At 37.1% G+C, this 17,891-nt stretch carries 13 protein-coding genes; 6 read left to right on the top strand and 7 right to left on the bottom strand.

Annotation, left to right across the window (positions count from 1 at the left end):
• Window positions 1-52 precede the first annotated feature (52 nt).
• Window positions 53-514: a DUF2919 domain-containing protein gene (locus tag MT390_RS06725; RefSeq protein ID WP_499440289.1), complete on the top strand. Its 462-nt coding sequence runs from the start codon at window positions 53-55 to the stop codon at window positions 512-514.
• 111 nt (window positions 515-625) lie between these two features.
• On the opposite strand, the gene MT390_RS06720 is transcribed toward MT390_RS06725, so the two are convergent.
• The 7 genes from MT390_RS06720 to fabB form a co-directional block, all read right to left on the bottom strand.
• Window positions 626-1,912, bottom strand: a complete 1,287-nt coding sequence (locus MT390_RS06720; protein WP_205962951.1) for an NAD(P)/FAD-dependent oxidoreductase — start codon at window positions 1,910-1,912, stop codon at window positions 626-628.
• A gap of 288 nt (window positions 1,913-2,200) precedes the next feature.
• Window positions 2,201-2,740 (bottom strand): alpha/beta hydrolase YcfP, encoded by a 540-nt coding sequence (gene ycfP, locus MT390_RS06715; RefSeq protein ID WP_499440287.1) that lies wholly within the window; start codon window positions 2,738-2,740, stop codon window positions 2,201-2,203.
• A 263-nt stretch (window positions 2,741-3,003) separates the two neighbouring features.
• On the bottom strand, window positions 3,004-4,023 hold the full coding sequence (gene nagZ, locus MT390_RS06710; RefSeq protein ID WP_499440285.1) for a beta-N-acetylhexosaminidase: 1,020 nt from the start codon (window positions 4,021-4,023) through the stop codon (window positions 3,004-3,006).
• Window positions 4,024-4,185: 162 nt separating this feature from the next.
• Window positions 4,186-6,909, bottom strand: coding sequence for a FimV/HubP family polar landmark protein (locus tag MT390_RS06705; RefSeq protein WP_499440283.1), 2,724 nt, complete (start codon window positions 6,907-6,909; stop codon window positions 4,186-4,188).
• Between the two features lie 132 nt (window positions 6,910-7,041).
• Window positions 7,042-8,055 carry an aspartate-semialdehyde dehydrogenase gene (locus MT390_RS06700; RefSeq protein ID WP_166369349.1) on the bottom strand — a complete coding sequence of 338 codons (1,014 nt, stop codon included), beginning with the start codon at window positions 8,053-8,055 and terminating at the stop codon, window positions 7,042-7,044.
• Between the two features lie 9 nt (window positions 8,056-8,064).
• Window positions 8,065-9,204: a 4-phosphoerythronate dehydrogenase gene (locus MT390_RS06695; RefSeq protein WP_499440282.1), complete on the bottom strand. Its 1,140-nt coding sequence runs from the start codon at window positions 9,202-9,204 to the stop codon at window positions 8,065-8,067.
• A 257-nt stretch (window positions 9,205-9,461) separates the two neighbouring features.
• Window positions 9,462-10,676 carry a beta-ketoacyl-ACP synthase I gene (gene fabB / locus MT390_RS06690; protein ID WP_499440280.1) on the bottom strand — a complete coding sequence of 405 codons (1,215 nt, stop codon included), beginning with the start codon at window positions 10,674-10,676 and terminating at the stop codon, window positions 9,462-9,464.
• Window positions 10,677-10,789: 113 nt separating this feature from the next.
• On the opposite strand from fabB, the gene mnmC1 reads away from it, so the two are divergent.
• The 5 genes from mnmC1 to oleD all read left to right on the top strand — a co-directional run bounded on the left by mnmC1 (window position 10,790) and on the right by oleD (window position 17,825).
• Entirely contained in the window at window positions 10,790-12,916 is a 2,127-nt protein-coding gene (gene mnmC1, locus MT390_RS06685; RefSeq protein WP_499440278.1) for an FAD-dependent 5-carboxymethylaminomethyl-2-thiouridine(34) oxidoreductase MnmC1, read from the top strand.
• Window positions 12,917-13,069: 153 nt separating this feature from the next.
• The gene (locus MT390_RS06680) at window positions 13,070-14,119 is read left to right on the top strand and encodes a 3-oxoacyl-ACP synthase III (protein ID WP_299663381.1); all 1,050 of its coding nucleotides are present in this window, start codon (window positions 13,070-13,072) and stop codon (window positions 14,117-14,119) included.
• A gap of 1 nt (window position 14,120) precedes the next feature.
• A complete protein-coding gene (locus MT390_RS06675; RefSeq protein ID WP_499440276.1) occupies window positions 14,121-15,002 on the top strand; it encodes an alpha/beta fold hydrolase in 882 nt (293 codons plus the stop codon).
• Window positions 15,003-16,703 (top strand): olefin beta-lactone synthetase, encoded by a 1,701-nt coding sequence (gene oleC, locus MT390_RS06670; protein ID WP_499440275.1) that lies wholly within the window; start codon window positions 15,003-15,005, stop codon window positions 16,701-16,703.
• 48 nt (window positions 16,704-16,751) lie between these two features.
• A complete protein-coding gene (gene oleD / locus MT390_RS06665) occupies window positions 16,752-17,825 on the top strand; it encodes a 2-alkyl-3-oxoalkanoate reductase (RefSeq protein ID WP_499440273.1) in 1,074 nt (357 codons plus the stop codon).
• Window positions 17,826-17,891: the final 66 nt, after the last annotated feature.

Raw genomic sequence — 17,891 nt, 5'->3', positions numbered from 1 at the left:
AGTATTCACCAGCACTTTCAATAATAATGAGATAAAAATTATTGAGTCAGCTATGAAAAAACGTTTATATGCATTACATCATTATACAGAATCCGGTGATTTAAAGGCGCCTCCCATACTGTTATTTATTTTGTTATTCCTTTCTAGGACATGGGTATTATTAATTATCTCTGTCGCTTCACAACAAACAGGTAATACACTACTACAAATTTTTTATCCTGAAAAAAATCATTTCTATTTAGGCTTATCAGTCGGCGTACTCCCAGTACTTATTTTTGTTATTTCAGGACGTCGTCACGCACAGGACAAATGGGCAATACGTTGTTGGCCTTGGTGTTTCTTTCTTATTTTATTAACCACTTTCAGTGATTTAGCATTGCAGTTATATTATTTATATATGATGCATTTTACCTATTCAGTCGCTGCATCTTTACAAATAGTGTTGGTTACCTGGAGTTGTTTATATCTGTTCAAAAGTAAACAACTAAGAGATTGCTTTAACATTACAAATTAAAAAGGCATGAACAAAAATGCCTCAACAAAGTGAGGCATTTTATTATTTTGAAAGCGTTAAAAATAAATAAGTCGCATTAGCAATAAATAATGAAACTTTAAGAGTTTAGATTTAATGTAACTTTAAGCGTGGACGTAAAACACGGTTAATACGTTCAACTAAAGTCATTAAGCCAGTTCGAATATAACCATGTAATGCAACTTGGTGCATACGATATAAGGAAATATAGACAACACGAGCTAAACGCCCTTCTATCATCATAGAACCTTTCATTAAATTCCCCATTAAACTACCCACTGTACTGTAGTTACTTAATGAAACTAATGAACCGTAATCAGTATATTTATAATCAACTAATGGTTTATTATTCAATGTAGCTAAAATATTTTTACCCACTAACGATGCCATTTGATGAGCAGATTGAGCACGAGGAGGAACAAAGCCACCACTTGGTAATGCACAACTTGCACAGTCACCAATCGCATAGATATCTTTATCTAAGGTAGTTTGCAATGTTTGTTTAACTATTAACTGGTTAATTCTATTGGTTTCTAAACCTGCCAATGATTTCATGTAATCAGGTGCTTTAATGCCTGCCGCCCATACGATCAGATCTGCTTTGATCAACTCACCAGATTTAGTTAACAACCCTTCAGAGTTTGCTTCAGTAACCATAGTATTAATACGTACATCTACACCTAGTTTTAGTAACTCTTGATGTGCTGATGCTGAAATACGTTTAGGTAAGGCAGGTAAAATACTATCACCCGCTTCTATTAAGCTAACATGTAAATCTGCACTTTTAATATGTGAGAACCCATAGCTAGAAACTTGTTTAAGTGAATTATATAGTTCCGCAGATAGCTCTACACCCGTTGCTCCAGCACCGATAATTGAAACATTTACAGATTTTGTTTCTTGAACTCCTAACTGCAGGTATTTGTTTAACATGCGATGATGGAATTTTTTGGCTTGTTGTGGACTGTCTAAGAAAATGCAATGTTCACGCACTCCTTTAGTATTAAAATCATTACTGACACTACCTAACGCCATCACTAAAATATCATACTCAACTTCACTAGCTGGTAATATCATAGTGCCTTCTTCATCTATCAAAGGGTCAATTGAAATAGTTTTTTTAACGCGGTCAAGATTACGCATTGCGCCAAGTTTGAAGTTAAAATGATGGTTAGTTGCGTGAGCACGGTAACTTACCGCATCAATACCGTCATCTAATGATCCGGCTGCAACTTCATGTAAAAGAGGTTTCCACAGGTGAGTACTATTTTTATCCACTAGCGTGATATGCGCTTTTTGTTTACGCCCTAATTTATTGCCTAATTTAGTTGCTAACTCTAACCCGCCAGCACCACCACCAACTATTACTATTTTCTTCATAACCACCTCAATAATTTAATTTTTTTACGAAAAACAACTTATTTTGTGACAAAAAGTATTCTTTTGTAAAAAAACTGACCTAGATCTTATTATTAAGAATTTAAGGTTATAAAAAAAGGCGACTCAAGTCACCTTATTTTATAGTTTGATTGTCAATAATGTTACTTGAAAGCTATTTTAGCTGGGAAAAGTAAAATTATTACCGTAAGAAGTGATTAACGCCTGCGAATGTTATACTTATTGAGTAGATAAATCCTGTGCAAAATATCTACATATACAGATTATATATCAATCATCTTTGAATTTTTTAATTGTCTGAAGGTGAGCTGCAATATCAGAAAATTTATGACTTTGTTTATCATCAACAATAATAGGGTAATAATTCGATAACTCATAATCACCAATTTCGGTGTTTCTGACCAAATCCGTTGCAGATAAAATGCATAAACAATTAGGTTTATTTTGCTCTCTAAAGTCACTAGCGCATTTAGTTGCGATATCTAAATATTCTTCAGGCCATTCAATACGACCAACCATATTATCTTCAGGGTGTAAATTAGGATTAAAAATAACTTGTTTAATACCACATAAAAAGCCTATACGTTCACTCCAATATCCACCTAAGCCTACACCACAAATCAGTGGAGATTTGTCATCACTATCTTGCACATGTTGATGTACCTCTTTGAGGATGTGGCTCATATCATGCTTAGGGTGGATAGTACTGTAATGAACAAAACGAACATCTTGATCAATGAATTTTAATTGCATCACTTTCTCGTGATTACCAGGGCTCGTCGCATCAAAACCGTGTAAATATATGATCATTTTTAAATTCCGCCTTTATTATTCTTAACTGTTATTTAGCGATCTGTCTTTTGAGTCTATAAAGCTTGCTAACGTTATTTTATTTTTTAAAAATTAGTGAGCAAGTCTTATTGTGATATTAGTAGTATAACTAAATCTCATTGCTAGTGCCTAAATTAAAAAATGCTCTCAAAACCGGCACACAAACTAGCTTAATCTAGTCTAAGTAAATTGTTTCAGAGTGCAAGCCTTGCTTAATACTAATTAGACTCGCTTAGCAGTATTTAGCTTTGATCAGAAAATTCAAGTAGTAAGCGCTTATTTTTCAACCAAATTTGGTTCTTTTGTAAGGGCAATTTAAGTTTGTTTTTTTGTGCAAGTAGCGACAGAATTAGTGATTCATTATTTCTATCATCAGTTAATGTTAATCCGTCTAAAATTTGCATCGCGGCAGGTGTGTCATTACACGCTAAAATAAGATCGCAACCAGCATTGATAGCACTTTTAGCTCTTGAAAGGTGCTCACCTACAAAACTAGCACCATGCATTGAAATATCATCACTAATTATTGCGCCTTTAAAGCCTAATTGCTGCTTAAGGATTTTCTGCAGCCAATACTCAGAAAATCCACAGGGTAAATCATCGCATTGAGAATAGACAACATGTGAAGGCATGACCGCATCTAACTGACCGGCTTTAATCAACTCGATAAATGGTTGCATATCATTGTTAAATATTTCCGACTCACTGCGTTTATCAACGGGCAATGCAATATGAGAGTCTGCTTTAACACTACCATGGCCAGGAAAATGCTTACCTGTACTCGCCATACCCGCTTCTCTCATTCCATCAATATAAGCACTTGCTATTAAACTAACTTGATCATGGTGTTGGCTAAAGCTACGTTCTCTAATAACATCAGAAATTCCGTTAATATCCAACACAGGCGCAAAGCTTAAATCAATATCACAGGCTAGCAATTCACTGGCCATCACAAAAGCACTGGCTTTTGCTAATTTCACAGCTACTTGTAAATCATCAGATTGCGTTAATAAGTCTCCACATGCAGGTAACGATGTAAACCCTTCTCGGAAACGTTGTACTCGGCCACCTTCATGGTCTACAGCAATGATAATCTGGCGTTTTGCATAAAAGCGGATTTGCTGCACTAGTTCTTTTAATTGCACAATGTTGTCAAAATTACGGGTAAACAAAATCACCCCCGCCACTAAGGGATGAGCTAAATATTCTTGTTCTGAAGGTGTTAAAGAGACCCCTTCCACATCCAAAATAATTGGTCGCATACTATTTATTCCAATTTAAAAAAACCAGCAATGCTGGCTTTTTAGATAGACAAATATCGGGTTAAAAGACTAGTGAGCTATGTTTAAAAAAATTTGCTCAATTAAGCTTTCCAGATAATTAAGATACTTAGTTTATCTGTTTAATCGATTGATTTAAAAATATTATTTAATTCTTGCAAGTAATTTTTGAACCTCTTTTAATTTATCATCTGACGCAGTGGTTAATAATTTGTTTAAAATATCTTTGGCCCCTTCTTTTTCATCGATTTCTAAATAAGCGCGTGCCAAATCTAACTGTGCAGCCATACCATCATCATCGCTATCAAACTCGGTGAATGATTCAACCACATCCGGGAATTCATCAAGACCAAACTCTAGATTAAAGTCTTCTTCGTTTATAACATCGCCTCCACTACTTGTTAATAATGTGTCGATATCAATAAATTCATCGTCTTTACTTTTATCTATTGTAGGTAATTCAACGTCCTCATCAAAGGCCCCCTGACTTAATTGTTCTGCTAAAGAATTTTCTTCGCTTTCACCGACTTGATCATCTGATTCTTCATCATCTGATTGGTCACTTAATTGCTCTACATCAGTTTGAGCTTCTTCTGCTGCATCTAACTCGGAAATGCTTTGGTCAACACTTTTTAAAGTCGAAAGATCGACATTTTCAAATTCACTTAAATCGTCGTCAATAATGTCATCTGTATTAACTGTTTCACTTGACTCGTCTGATTCTGTTGATTCTGTTGATTCAACAACAGTCTCATTCGCAGCTTCAACTTCTTGATTAATCAGTTCGTCGATATCATCAACGGCTTCACTTGAAGTTTCTGGTTTAACTGCTTCAGTTGGTTCGCCTGATTCAGTTGATTCAACAACAGTCTCGTTGGCCGCTTCAACTTCTTGATTGATCAGTTCATCAATATCATCAGCGGTTTCACTTGAAACTTCTTGTTTAACTGATTCAGTTGGTTCGGCTAATTCAGCCGATTCAACCGATTCAGCCGATTCAACAACAGTCTCATTCGCCGCTTCAACTTCTTGGTTGATAATAGGATCAATATCATCAACAGTTTCACTTACAGCTTCTGGTTTAATTTCAGTAGCGGCTTCTTGCTCAAGCAGTGCATCAATATCATCTACTGCTTCACTGGCAATGTCTTCTTTAGCTTCAGATTCAACTTCTGCTTCTTGTTCTATTTGAGAATCGATATTGTTTACGGTTTCACTTACATCTTCTTGTTTGACATCTTCTGTATCAACTTCATTTTGCTCAGTATCAGCTATAGAGGTAGCGACATCTTCTTCTATTTCTTTTTCAGTGTCAGCGCCTTCGGCAAGTTGTGTTTCCCATTCAGCTGCTAAATCTAAATCTTCTTGGTTAATATCAGCATCTAATGAAAGGTCAACTTCAGATAACTCGATAACCTCTTCTTTACCTTCAATTAGAGAATCGATGTCAAAATCTTCGCTATCAATTAACTCTGCTATTCCAAAAGGATCATCTTCATTAGTTTCAGGTTGCGTAAATTCATCATTATTTTCAATTACTGGACTTTCTATTTCAGTATCATCAGGGCTAGCAAGCTCGATTACTTCATTGTCATCAACAACTTCATTATCATTAATAATCTCGCTATCAACTATATCGAAATCACTATCACTTTCTGCGATCAGTGAACTTTCATCTTCTGTTGATTCCTGCGGTTCTGCTTCGAGAGGAACTGCTGCAAGCTCAACATCTTCAGTGAACTCTATATCATTACTGATTTCTTCGTTTACCTCATCTTCATCCAGATCATCTGTTAATAAAGAATCAAACTGACCGTCTTCTTCCATCAGAATAGAAGTCGACTCCGCAATCTCTTGCTCTCTTGATGCAAGCTCTCGTTTAGACTTTAAACGTAAGAAAATTAAGAAAACAGCAATCAGAAATAATAAAGGGGCTAAAATTGTTAGCATTAAGCTTGAAATAGAAGCTGTCATGGTCCGTAATATTTCATTCAATAAACCTGGGCCACTAAAAGGAGGTTCTTCAAAAGCTTCTATTTGTTGGCGGTATTGGTCAATTATTGCCTGTAATTCTTCTTGAGTGGCAATATCTTCCTCTACTTGTTGTGCAAGGCTATTAACTTGATCTGTTAATGGTTGTAATTTTAGTTTTAAACTTTGATTGGCTTCTGTGGCAACTATTAGTTGCTCGCTCAATAATTGGAACTCTTTTTCTTGATCGACTAACAACTTATTTTTTGCTTCTAAAGCAGAAGCTTTATCTAACGCCTCTTTTTTTAACTGATCAATAATTTCAGGTTCAACGACCTCGGTTGATTCAGCCTCAATTTTATTAGTTTCATCTTCGTTGACTTGTGTTTGTAATTTTTCAGTCTGTGTAATCACCGGTTCAACGGGTGCCGTTTCAATTATCTCTTTTTTAACAACTGGTTTTATTACTTTTGGTGCAGGTTTACGTGGTCTTAATAACTGCTCTGCTTCTTTATTCGTTTGTTGTGCTATGAAGGCTTTATTCGGTATGGTTATCACCGATCTAGGTATAATTCTATTAATGTCACTTTGATAAAAAGCACTGGGATTTGCTTTGTATATAGCCACTAAAGTCTGAAATACAGACACACTAGAATCGGGACGCAATTTTGACGCAATAGACCATAAAGTTTCACGAGAAGAGATAGGTCCATACTTTGAAATTACCGGAGGAGTGGCCGGTGTGGATGTAGTATTTGACGAAGGTGCTTGGATTGTCTCAGCGGGTTGTGCTAATTGGTCTTGATCATTAGGACCAACTAAATCAACACTTTGTACAAGAGGTACATTGAATAACAATGGAGAACAGAAAACTAGACTAAGCAAAATGCGCTTCATAAACGTTCCTTGTGAGGAAAAGCTGAATAATAATGACTATATAATAAACTAGGACAAGTAATAGAAGATGTTTAAAGCAAGTAATAAGGCTAGAATTGAGATCTAGCCCACTTTAACGTAATTACTACAACTTTATAGATAGGTGAAAGCTAGTTTTTCCATTACTAACACTGCATTAGTTGCAATTCCGTAATGAACATTATCAGCACAAACCCACATATTAATACCAGCAGCATCACAGGTATCTTTACGTAAACGCCCCACGTGAACTTCAACATTACCGACTACATCATCAATCATATTAGCGTAATCACCAACTGATTCTGATAATACAATGTTGTCACTATGGTGTAGCGCATTTGCAACTTCGCTCAGCTCAACAGGATAATGGGTTACAACATGAACCGCTTGCGAACAACCATAAAACATAGGTACAACAACCTGTGTTGTCGACACCACCATTTCAGGGTCATTTAGTAAACGTCTTGTTTCAGCCATTAAACGTAGCTCAGAAAAAGCAATACCATCTTCATCAAACTCATCAATTTGTGGAACAACATTAAAAGCGATTTGTTGCTTAAATTTATGCTGCTCTATTCCTTTAGCATTCAATAATCGTGCCGTTTCTCCCGCCAATGCTGTGACGCCATCTTTACCAATACAAGAAACTGATTGAAATCCAGCAACGGTGACACGTTTAATACCTACTTCTTGATGGATTTGTTTAATAGCCAGCGTTAATTGTGCTGTTTCAGGACTTGGGATCGCAATAATATTTGACTCGCTATAACGAGTAATATCATCTTCATTAATTCCCATTTGCACTAATGGCACAGCTGGATCTTCTAAATAATAACCACTGATATCGATCACGACACAATGCTCTTTAGCTACAGGTATCCATTGCATTGCAACATCACGGCCAGAAAGAAATAAAGCAATATCCACTTGTTCCCAGTCAAAAGATTCAATTTCAATAACATCAACAGGCTTGCCTGAATACATCACCGAGTTTGTATCGCTTTCACCAATACTGAGAGGGAACAGGTTATTAATTGGGAAGTCACGTTTTAAAAGTACTTCCAGTGTTGCTTCTATACAACCATCAATTTCACCAATGAGTGCAATGTTATATTCTTTGTTCATGTCGACCTTTTATTTTTTATTTACTGTAAAACCGATTCTGTTTAAATCAATTGCTTTCGAACTAGGACTAATAGTATCTATTAAAGTAAGTGTTAATGTAGATAATTCCCTACGCTCAGGATAATTTTTCCGCATTTGATCAAAGCCATTCAGATCATTTACTTTTGCTCTAAATAACGCATCATCTCTGCGCACATCATATATTAAATGTACTAAAGATTTTAACAATTCTGCACTAATACTAGCCGAAATAGTTATTTCGGTAATATTTGCTTTATCTTTAAAATCAAGACTATTTAAAGTTGGCGATACATTTAAATGTTGGTTAAGTGCTTGGTATAACATTTCAGTGCCGCGTACACGACCATCTAAGCTATAACCAGCTATATGTGGCGTTGCAAGTTCAACATAAGGTAATAATGCTTTTTCTATATTAGGTTCATTTTCCCACACATCCAATACTAATATGGGGGCCTTTTTTTGTTGTGCAAGTGATAATAGAGATTGATTATCAACTACCTCACCACGACAAGCATTGATTAAGATTTGTTCACAGTTCAACTTCTGAAGTACACCTTGGTCAAAGAGATGAAATGTTTTATACTCGCCATCCATCGTTTTTGGCACATGCAAAGAGATAATATCAGCAGCGAGAACATCATCAAACTCACAAAACTCTCTTTGATCACCAGCAGCTTGTAGTGGTGGATCATACAATTTGCAAGCCACACCAACTGCCGTTAAGCACTCGTAAACCGCACTACCCGTATTACCAGCACCAACAATCGCCACTGTTTTATCATTTAATACAAACTGTTTACGCTCAGCTAAAATTAATAGAGCACTAAGTACATATTCCGCAACCGAAATTTTGTTACAGCCTGGCGCACTACTAAAAGCAATATTACGTTGTTTTAAATACGCTTGGTCAATATGATCTGTGCCGATAGTTGCAGTCCCAACAAACTGAATACGTTCGTTCAGAGCAAGTAAGCCTTCATTGACCTTAGTGATTGAACGTACTAATAAGATATCAGCATCTTTTAACTGCTCTGCTGTTACATTACGACCTGAGAAAGTAATGACTTCCCCAAAACTGTTAAAGAAATCTTTGCCATGCGGCATATTCTCGTCAATATAAATTTTCATATTCATTTAACCAATTTAATTTGTACAAATCATATCTTGAATTGAAGTAACCAGTATTCGCTTTTGCTTTTTAAAAGATCATTTATTACAACCACCCTTAGCCGTCAGGTTACATTGAGCCAAGTTAAGTTAAAATAAGTTAAATTAAGTTATTTTAATGGCCTATAAGCAAAAACTACGCTGAGCTTAAGTGCTTTAACAAACTAGTAAAACAAAAAAAGGAGCCTAGGCTCCTTTTTTAATTACAATATTAAACTTTATTGATAACGTTGAAAAATTAATGTTGCGTTAGTTCCACCGAAACCAAAGCTATTAGACATAACGATATCTAATTTAGCAGCTTCTGATTTATTTTTAACGATTGGCAAGTTAAGCGCTTTCTCATCAACTTCTTCAATATTACAAGAAGGAGAAATAAAGTCATTTTCCATCATTAATATACTGTAAATTGCTTCATGAACACCCGCAGCACCTAATGAGTGTCCTGTTTGTGATTTAGTTGAGCTAATTTTGGGAGCATCGTTACCAAATACAGCATTAATTGCTTCTAACTCTTTAACATCACCAACAGGGGTTGATGTACCATGAGTATTTAAGTAATCAACTTTACCTTCAACTGTGGCAAGTGCTTGTTGCATACAACGTATTGCTCCTTCACCAGATGGCGCGACCATGTCGTAACCATCTGACGTTGCGCCGTAACCTACGATTTCAGCATAGATTTTAGCGCCACGAGCAAGGGCATGCTCTAATTCTTCAACAACAACCATACCGCCGCCGCCAGAGATAACAAAACCATCGCGTTTTGTATCATAAGTACGAGATGCTTTATCTGGTGTTTCATTATATTTACTTGAAAGAGCGCCCATTGCATCAAACTCACAAGCCATTGTCCAATCTAACTCTTCACCACCACCGGCAAAAACAATATCTTGTTTGCCAAGTTGGATCTGTTCAAGGGCATGACCAATACAGTGCGAACTTGTCGCACAAGCAGAACTCATTGAGTAGTTGATACCTTTAATTTTAAATGGTGTCGCTACACAAGCCGAAGTAGTACTCGCCATCGTACGCGGTACCATATAAGGACCAACACGACGAACGCCTTTGTCTTTCATAATTTGGCATGCATCAACTTGGTTTTTTGAAGAACCTCCGCCTGAGCCTGTCACTAAACCAGTACGTACATTAGAAACCATGTCTTCTGGTAATTGAGCATCTGCAACTGCTTGCTGCATTGACAAATAAGTGTATGCAGCTGCATCACCCATGAAACGCATTACTTTACGATCAATATGCTCTGAAGGATTTATTTTTAAATCACCCCAAACTTGGCTACGCATCCCAACTTCTTTGAATTGTTCAGAAAATGTAATGCCTGACTTGCCACTTTTAAGTGATGCTAATACTTCTTCTTTATTGTTACCTATACTAGAAACAATACCGATACCTGTAATTACTGCTCTTTTCATTATTAAGCCTTTATTGCTTGAGGGACTAATTATATGATCATCAAAAGTAAACCAATTTTCTTAAATCAACCTGACTGTTATGAAATATGATCGCATATATAGAGGAATATAACTTGTCTCAAGCCAAAAACAATATAATTAAGCATGCACAACTTAACTGGTCAGATCAGTCAGAGCCATATTCGACTATGTTTGATGATATCTATTTTAATAATAATCAAGGTCACTGCGAATCTCAATATGTTTTTTTTGAAGGCAACCATTTAGCTCACAGATGGGTTAATTTTAAGCAAAAACAGTTCTGTATTGTAGAAACTGGCTTTGGTTCGGGTCTCAACTTTCTTAATAGTGCGCAACAATTCATCAATTTCAAAAAAAACAATATAGAAAAACCACTGCAACGTTTACATTTTATTAGCTTTGAAAAATACCCACTTACTAGCAATGATATTCAGTTAAGCCTTAAAAAATTGCCACAATTTAGCAACTTGCTTGAATCTCTTGTGGTGCAATATCCGATGCCACTACTCGGATGTCATCGATTATTCTTTGATGGTGGCAATATTATTTTGGATTTATGGTTTGGTGATATTAATGAACAAATCGACAACCTAAGTAATACCCACAATGGTATTGCTGATGCTTGGTATCTCGATGGTTTTAATCCCAGCACTAATCCTGATATGTGGCATCTAGCATTATTTAAAAAAATGGTAGCATTATCTAACCCTCAAGCAACATTAGCCACTTTTACTGCGGCAGGTTTTGTAAGAAGAGCGTTGAACGAGTCCGGTTTTATTATGCAAAAGCGAAAAGGTTACGGGAAAAAACGTGAAATGCTTGTAGGGTATATTCCTGAAGCGAATCCCATTGATAACCATGTAGCGTTCTCAACAGGAACAACTAGAGCAACCCCCAACCAAGCAGATGACATCGCTATCATTGGGGGTGGTATTGCAGGATTATGCTCCGCCCTTGCATTAGCAAAACGCGATCATAAAGTAACTGTTTATTGTGCGGAGTCAACATTAGGCACAGGCGCGTCTGGTAATTTACAAGGAGCCTTATATCCTCTTTTGAATGGACAACATGATGCACTTGGACAATTATTCAGTAATGCCTATCAGTTCGCTTTGAATTTTTATCATGAAGTTAATCAACATCATCCTTTTTCACATCAATTTAATGGATTAATTCAGCTCGCATACGACTCAAGCTCGACGAAAAAATTACAAAAGATAAAAGAAGCAGGTTTGCCTGAACAATTAGTGCATTGGATAGATACAAACTCAACAAACCAATTAGCAGGTCTAGAAATTGACCACCCTGCTTTATATTATCCACGAGCAGGATGGTTGAGCCCTCGACAGTTAATAAACTCGTTAGCGCAGTTATTAGCTGAATATGACAATGTCACTATTCATTGTAATCATCATATTGAACAGATTAGTTATAACCAGCATGCAAATGATAATGAGCAATGGATATTAAAAAGAAAGCGTACTAGTATTTCAAAAAATGCCCTACCTGAAAATACCTTAGATATATCACTACAGACAACCCCAGAGCAGAGCCAAACAGAGAACGTAACAGAAAATACAGATACCTTTAAACATCAAACTCTGGTGATTGCGGCTGGTTTTGATTCACTTAATTTTCAACAGTGTAGAGCCGTTCCTCTTTCCGCTGCGCGTGGTCAAGTCAGCCATATCGACTCGACACCTGAACTGACAGCGTTAAAACGAACCCTTTGCCATGAGGGTTATTTAACACCTGAAATAGCCGCACAACATTGTATGGGCGCGACATTTAAGCGCCATGATAGTGATACGGCTTATCGTGAAACAGAGCAAAACGATAATCACCAAAAATTGAAAAAATGTATTACTGACAAAGCGTGGGTAGATAATATTATGTTAAACGATCAAGCCCATACTGCTATTCGCTGTACAACCCGAGACCATTTCCCCTATGTAGGTGAATTAAGCGATTATGATAGCCTGAAAAAAAGTTATGATATGAATGAGTCTGCCACCTACCCTATAGCATCACTACCTAATGCTTACCTATTGACAGGTTTAGGTTCTCGCGGTTTATGCAGCGCTCCTTTATTAGCAGAGATTTTAGCAAGCAAAATAAACAAGGAAAGCTTACCTGTTGCTAATTATATTGACGAAAAAATGAAAATTCCGCGCCAATGGTTAAGTTATATAAGCAAAAACAAACCGTTAAAAGCTTAAAACTAGCTAATTTTCATCAAAATTAACAGTATTTAGAAGTCAGTTTAGGATTGGACTTTGTTAAACTCAGAATATACGGTAACCTACGCCTCCGGTTTAAGGGTTGATTAAATTGGTCCTTTTTGAAGCATTAATGAGAAAAATTACAACTTAATGAAATATTCCCGCGTTTATATCAATAGTATGGCTTATGAATTAGCCCCAGAAGTCGTTTCAAGTAAAGATCTAGAAGCTCGTCTTGCGCCTTTATATCAAAAATTACGTATACCAGCTGGTCAACTCGCTGCCTTAACGGGCATTGAAGATAGACGTTGGTGGCCTAGCGATCATCGCTTATCAGATGGTGCCATTGAAGCAGCAAAAAAATCTTTAAATGAAACAGGCATTAATGTAGAAGATATTGGAGCAGTTGTTTATACGGGAGTATGTCGCGATCAACATGAGCCTGCTACAGCTTGTCGTATCGCTGCTGAAATTGGTGTTAATAAAAGTACCGCTATTTACGATATTAGTAACGCATGTTTAGGTGTGTTATCGGGTATTTTGGACATCGCAAACCGTATTGAATTAGGCCAGATAAAAGCCGGTTTAGTTGTCTCCTGCGAATCCGCAAGGCATATTGTAGATATTACTATCGACAATATGATTTCTAACCCAACCATTCAAAACTTTTCACAATCATTGGCCACTTTAACTGGCGGCTCTGGTGCGGTAGCAGTATTGCTGACCGATGGTTCATTGCAGTTAGATAACCAACGTCAACATAAACTATTAGGTGCTAGCCACCTCTCTGCGCCACAACATCATGATTTATGTAAATGGGGCTTACAAGAAGTGGGTCTTAAATTACACCGAGAGTTTATGCGTACTAATGCAGTCCCATTACTGAAAGAAGGTGTCGCCTTAGCACTTGATACTTGGCAACATTTTTTAACACAGCAACAATGGACAGTAGACAGCGTCAATAAGGTGATTTGTCATCAAGTTGGTTCTGCCAATCAAAAGCAGGTACTTGCTGCATTAAATATTCCCGTGGAAAAAGAATTTCCGACTTATCAATATCTCGGTAACATGGGAACCGTATCACTGCCGGTTACTGCTGCATTAGCAGATGAACAAGGATTCCTACAAAAAGGTGATAATGTCAGCTTCTTAGGAATAGGCAGTGGTTTGAATTGTATGATGCTTGGATTGGAGTGGTAACATGAGTCTTGATAATTTATTGCCCTTCAAACGCAATTTTCTAGATCTAAATGGTCAAAAGTACCATTACTTAAATGAAGGTTCTGGCGAACCGGTTGTGATGGTACATGGTAACCCTAGTTGGTCATTCTATTACCGAAATTTAGTGAGCGCGTTAAGTGCACAATATCAATGTATTGTTCCGGATCATATCGGTTGTGGCTTATCAGACAAACCATCGGATAAAGACTATGACTATACCTTGGTACAACGCATCGATGACCTTGAAACCTTATTGGATAGCCTTAATATAAAAAAAAATATCACCCTAGTCGTACATGATTGGGGAGGCATGATCGGAATGGGTTATGCAGCACGTCACCCAGAGCGAATTAAACGTTTAGTTATTTTAAATACAGCTGCGTTTAATTTACCAAAATCTAAAAAATTCCCTATCCCATTATGGATTTGTAGAAATACGTATTTAGGTACGGTACTTGTGCGTGGCTTTAATGCCTTCTCCTCTGCCGCTTCATACGTAGGCGTAAAACGTAATAAAATGCCCAGTGATATTCGTAAAGCCTATGTTGCTCCTTTCAACTCATGGAAAAATCGTATTTCAACACTACGATTTGTGCAAGATATTCCGTTATTACCACATCATCGTAACTATCAGTTAGTGGACAGTATTGATGCAGGTTTACAACAATTTCAGAATATTCCGACTGTCATTTGTTGGGGATTGCAGGATTTTGTTTTCGATAAACATTTTTTAACTGTTTGGAAACAAAAAATGCCACACGCACAGGTACACGAGTTCGCCGATTGCGGGCATTATATCCTTGAAGACGCAAGTCATGAAGTGATCGATATAGTGAAAAAATTTATGGATAAGAACCCATAAATGTACAATGTACATAAGTCACTAAAAAAAAGCACTAAAAACCAAAAAAGCAACAAAGGAAACTTGTGTCGCCACTTAGTGATAGCCTCGAAAGAGTTTCCTGAAAACCTTGCGGTTAGCGTACAAAAAAAGACCTTAAAAGGCTTAACTTATCAACAGCTAAGCTTTGCTGAGTTGCACCAACAAAGTGATGATATCGCCTATGCACTAAACCGGTTGGGTCTTAAAGCAGGAGACAAAGCGGTATTAATGGTTACCCCAAGTATCGCATTTTTTAACCTTACCTTTGCTCTCTTCAAAACAGGTATTATTCCCATCTTAGTTGACCCTGGAATGGGGGTTAATAACCTCAAGCAATGCTTTGAAGAGTCACAACCCGACGCTTTTATCGGTATTCCAAAAGCACACCTCGCACGATTGCTTTTTTCATGGGGCAAGCAAACCATTAAACACGTTATTAATGTTAATGGTCCGGCCTTTTTTGGTGGTATTCAACTATCGAGTTTATTAAAAAAATACCCTCGCGCTAAACCCTACTCAATGCAACAACTTAAGCCCCATCAGTTAGCTGCTATTTTATTTACTAGCGGTAGCACAGGAACGCCTAAAGGTGTAGTTTATAGCCATAGCATGTTTGAAGCGCAAATCAGTGTGTTAAAAAATGATTATCAAATTCAACCGGGTGAAGCGGACTTAGCGACCTTTCCATTATTTTCACTATTTGGCCCCGCGTTAGGAATGACATCGATAGTACCTGAGATGGATGCCAGTCAACCCATTAAAGCTAATCCAAACTATATTTTTGCCGCTATCGAAAAATATCAATGTAGTAATCTATTTGCAAACCCCGCTTTATTAGATGTGTTAGGCCAAGCAGGACAGAAACAACAACACAATTTACCTACTATTAAGCGTGTTATTTCTGCTGGAGCCCCCGCTTCTTTAGACGCAATTAATCTATTTAGTCGCATGTTAAGTGATGATGCAGAAGTGATTAATTCATATGGTGCGACAGAATCATTACCAATCAGCAAAATCGGTAGCCAACAATTATTAACCACCACTAATATTACCGAACAAGGTGGTGGAATTTGTGTGGGTAATGCAATTGAACATGTTGATATAAAAATCATTAAGAACACTGAGCAAAACATAAATACATGGCACGATCAGTTAATATTAGCCCCCTTTGAAATAGGTGAGATTGTAGTAAAAGGTCCACAGGTCAGTGGAGCCTATTACCATCGTCAGCAAGCAACAACACAGGCTAAAATTAAAGATGGTAATAGTGTGCGTCACCGTATGGGCGATTTAGGTTATCTGGACGACCAAGGTAAATTATGGATGTGTGGTCGCAAAGCCCATCAAGTTTTGTCTAATCACCGTGAATGTAATAAACCTTACTATTCAATTCCCTGTGAGCGAATATTTAATACACATAAAAGCATTAAACGAAGTGCATTAGTGGCTGTAGTTATAGATAAAAAAGTCACTCCGGCTGTTTGCATCGAAGTTGAAAACAGCAATACTTATGATTCAGCTCGTTTATTTCATGAATTACAAGAGATAGCTAAACAACATACACAAACACAAGGTATTGAGTTGTTTTATATCCATAAAAAATTTCCGATGGATATTCGCCATAATGCTAAAATATTCAGAGAAAAATTAGCGCTATGGGCACAGCAACAAATTGATTAGATTTAATACGGTACACTTAGCTAACTACTAGCGACAACGAGATAAATTATGGCGATAACTCCCCTTCTCTTTTCTGACCTTCACCCGAAGCTACAACTTGTTCTAACAGAGCTCAGCGAGCAGGTTGATTGCGTACTCGTTACCGGTGCAGGTGGTTTTTTAGGGACAGCATTATGCCGTTGCTTACGCGCAGCAAATATTAACGTCGTTGGGTTTGCTCGTGGTCATTACCCGCATTTACAAGCACTTGGTGTAACATTAATTCAAGGTGACTTGCAGGATAAACAATCATTGATCAATGCAATGCAAGGCTGCTCTCTTGTATTCCATGTTGCCTCAAAAGCCGGCGTATGGGGAAACAAACAAAGTTACTTCAAACCCAATGTAATAGGCACTGACAATGTTATTGAAGCATGTCGAATAAACAACATTGAACGACTAATTTATACCAGTACACCTAGTGTCACTTTTAATGGCGAGGATGAAGCTAATATTGATGAATCACAGCCCTATGCAAAACAATTTCTCAATTTTTATGGTTTATCAAAAGCCGTCGCTGAACAGAAAGTGCTGCAACAAAATACAGCGGAATTAAAAACAGTTGCCTTAAGGCCACATCTTATATGGGGACCTGGCGATCCACATTTAATCCCTAGAGTAATTGAGCGTGCTAAGGCAGGTAAATTAAAACTAGTGGGGAAAATAGATAAATTAGTGGATACTATTTATATTGATAATGCCGTTTATGCCCATCTGCTTGTTGCAGTAGAATTGAATAAAGAAAACGCACAGTGTGCGGGAAAAGCATATTTTTTAAGTAACGATGAACCTATTTTAATGGCCGCAATGCTTAATAAGATCTTATCAGCGGCTAGCTTACCAAAAGTCACAGCCAGAGTATCGAGTCACCTTGCCTATGTTGTTGGTACTCTATTAGAATGGTGGTACTTACGCACCGGCAATACTAATGAACCAATCATGACTCGTTTTGTAGCAAAGCAACTTTCCACCAGCCACTACTTTAATATAAGTGCAGCAAAACAAGACTTTAACTACCAAGCATTAGTGACAATAGATCAGGGGATGGCGCAATTAAAAGATCATTTGAGAACGACTGACTAAGCGGTAAATTAGCTGCATTCCATTTAGCTTAGCCTGTTTCATTTAGCTTCATTTAGTTTAATCTGA

This window comes from Vibrio sp. 2-Bac 85 (genome assembly GCF_037546705.1).
GTDB lineage: Bacteria > Pseudomonadota > Gammaproteobacteria > Enterobacterales > Psychromonadaceae > Psychromonas.
The sequence above is the reverse complement of the archived record's forward strand: the minus strand, read 5'-3'. Positions and strand labels throughout refer to the sequence as shown.

Excerpts from the sequence above, each read along its gene's own strand:
- MT390_RS06725 (WP_499440289.1), top strand. The coding sequence starts at position 53 with ATGAAAAAACGTTTATATGCATTACATCATTATACAGAATCCGGTGAT.
- MT390_RS06720 (WP_205962951.1), bottom strand. The coding sequence starts at position 1,912 with ATGAAGAAAATAGTAATAGTTGGTGGTGGTGCTGGCGGGTTAGAGTTA.
- ycfP (WP_499440287.1), bottom strand. The coding sequence starts at position 2,740 with ATGATCATATATTTACACGGTTTTGATGCGACGAGCCCTGGTAATCAC.
- nagZ (WP_499440285.1), bottom strand. The coding sequence starts at position 4,023 with ATGCGACCAATTATTTTGGATGTGGAAGGGGTCTCTTTAACACCTTCA.
- MT390_RS06705 (WP_499440283.1), bottom strand. The coding sequence starts at position 6,909 with ATGAAGCGCATTTTGCTTAGTCTAGTTTTCTGTTCTCCATTGTTATTC.
- MT390_RS06700 (WP_166369349.1), bottom strand. The coding sequence starts at position 8,055 with ATGAACAAAGAATATAACATTGCACTCATTGGTGAAATTGATGGTTGT.
- MT390_RS06695 (WP_499440282.1), bottom strand. The coding sequence starts at position 9,204 with ATGAAAATTTATATTGACGAGAATATGCCGCATGGCAAAGATTTCTTT.
- fabB (WP_499440280.1), bottom strand. The coding sequence starts at position 10,676 with ATGAAAAGAGCAGTAATTACAGGTATCGGTATTGTTTCTAGTATAGGT.
- MT390_RS06680 (WP_299663381.1), top strand. The coding sequence starts at position 13,070 with ATGAAATATTCCCGCGTTTATATCAATAGTATGGCTTATGAATTAGCC.
- MT390_RS06675 (WP_499440276.1), top strand. The coding sequence starts at position 14,121 with ATGAGTCTTGATAATTTATTGCCCTTCAAACGCAATTTTCTAGATCTA.
- oleC (WP_499440275.1), top strand. The coding sequence starts at position 15,003 with ATGTACAATGTACATAAGTCACTAAAAAAAAGCACTAAAAACCAAAAA.
- oleD (WP_499440273.1), top strand. The coding sequence starts at position 16,752 with ATGGCGATAACTCCCCTTCTCTTTTCTGACCTTCACCCGAAGCTACAA.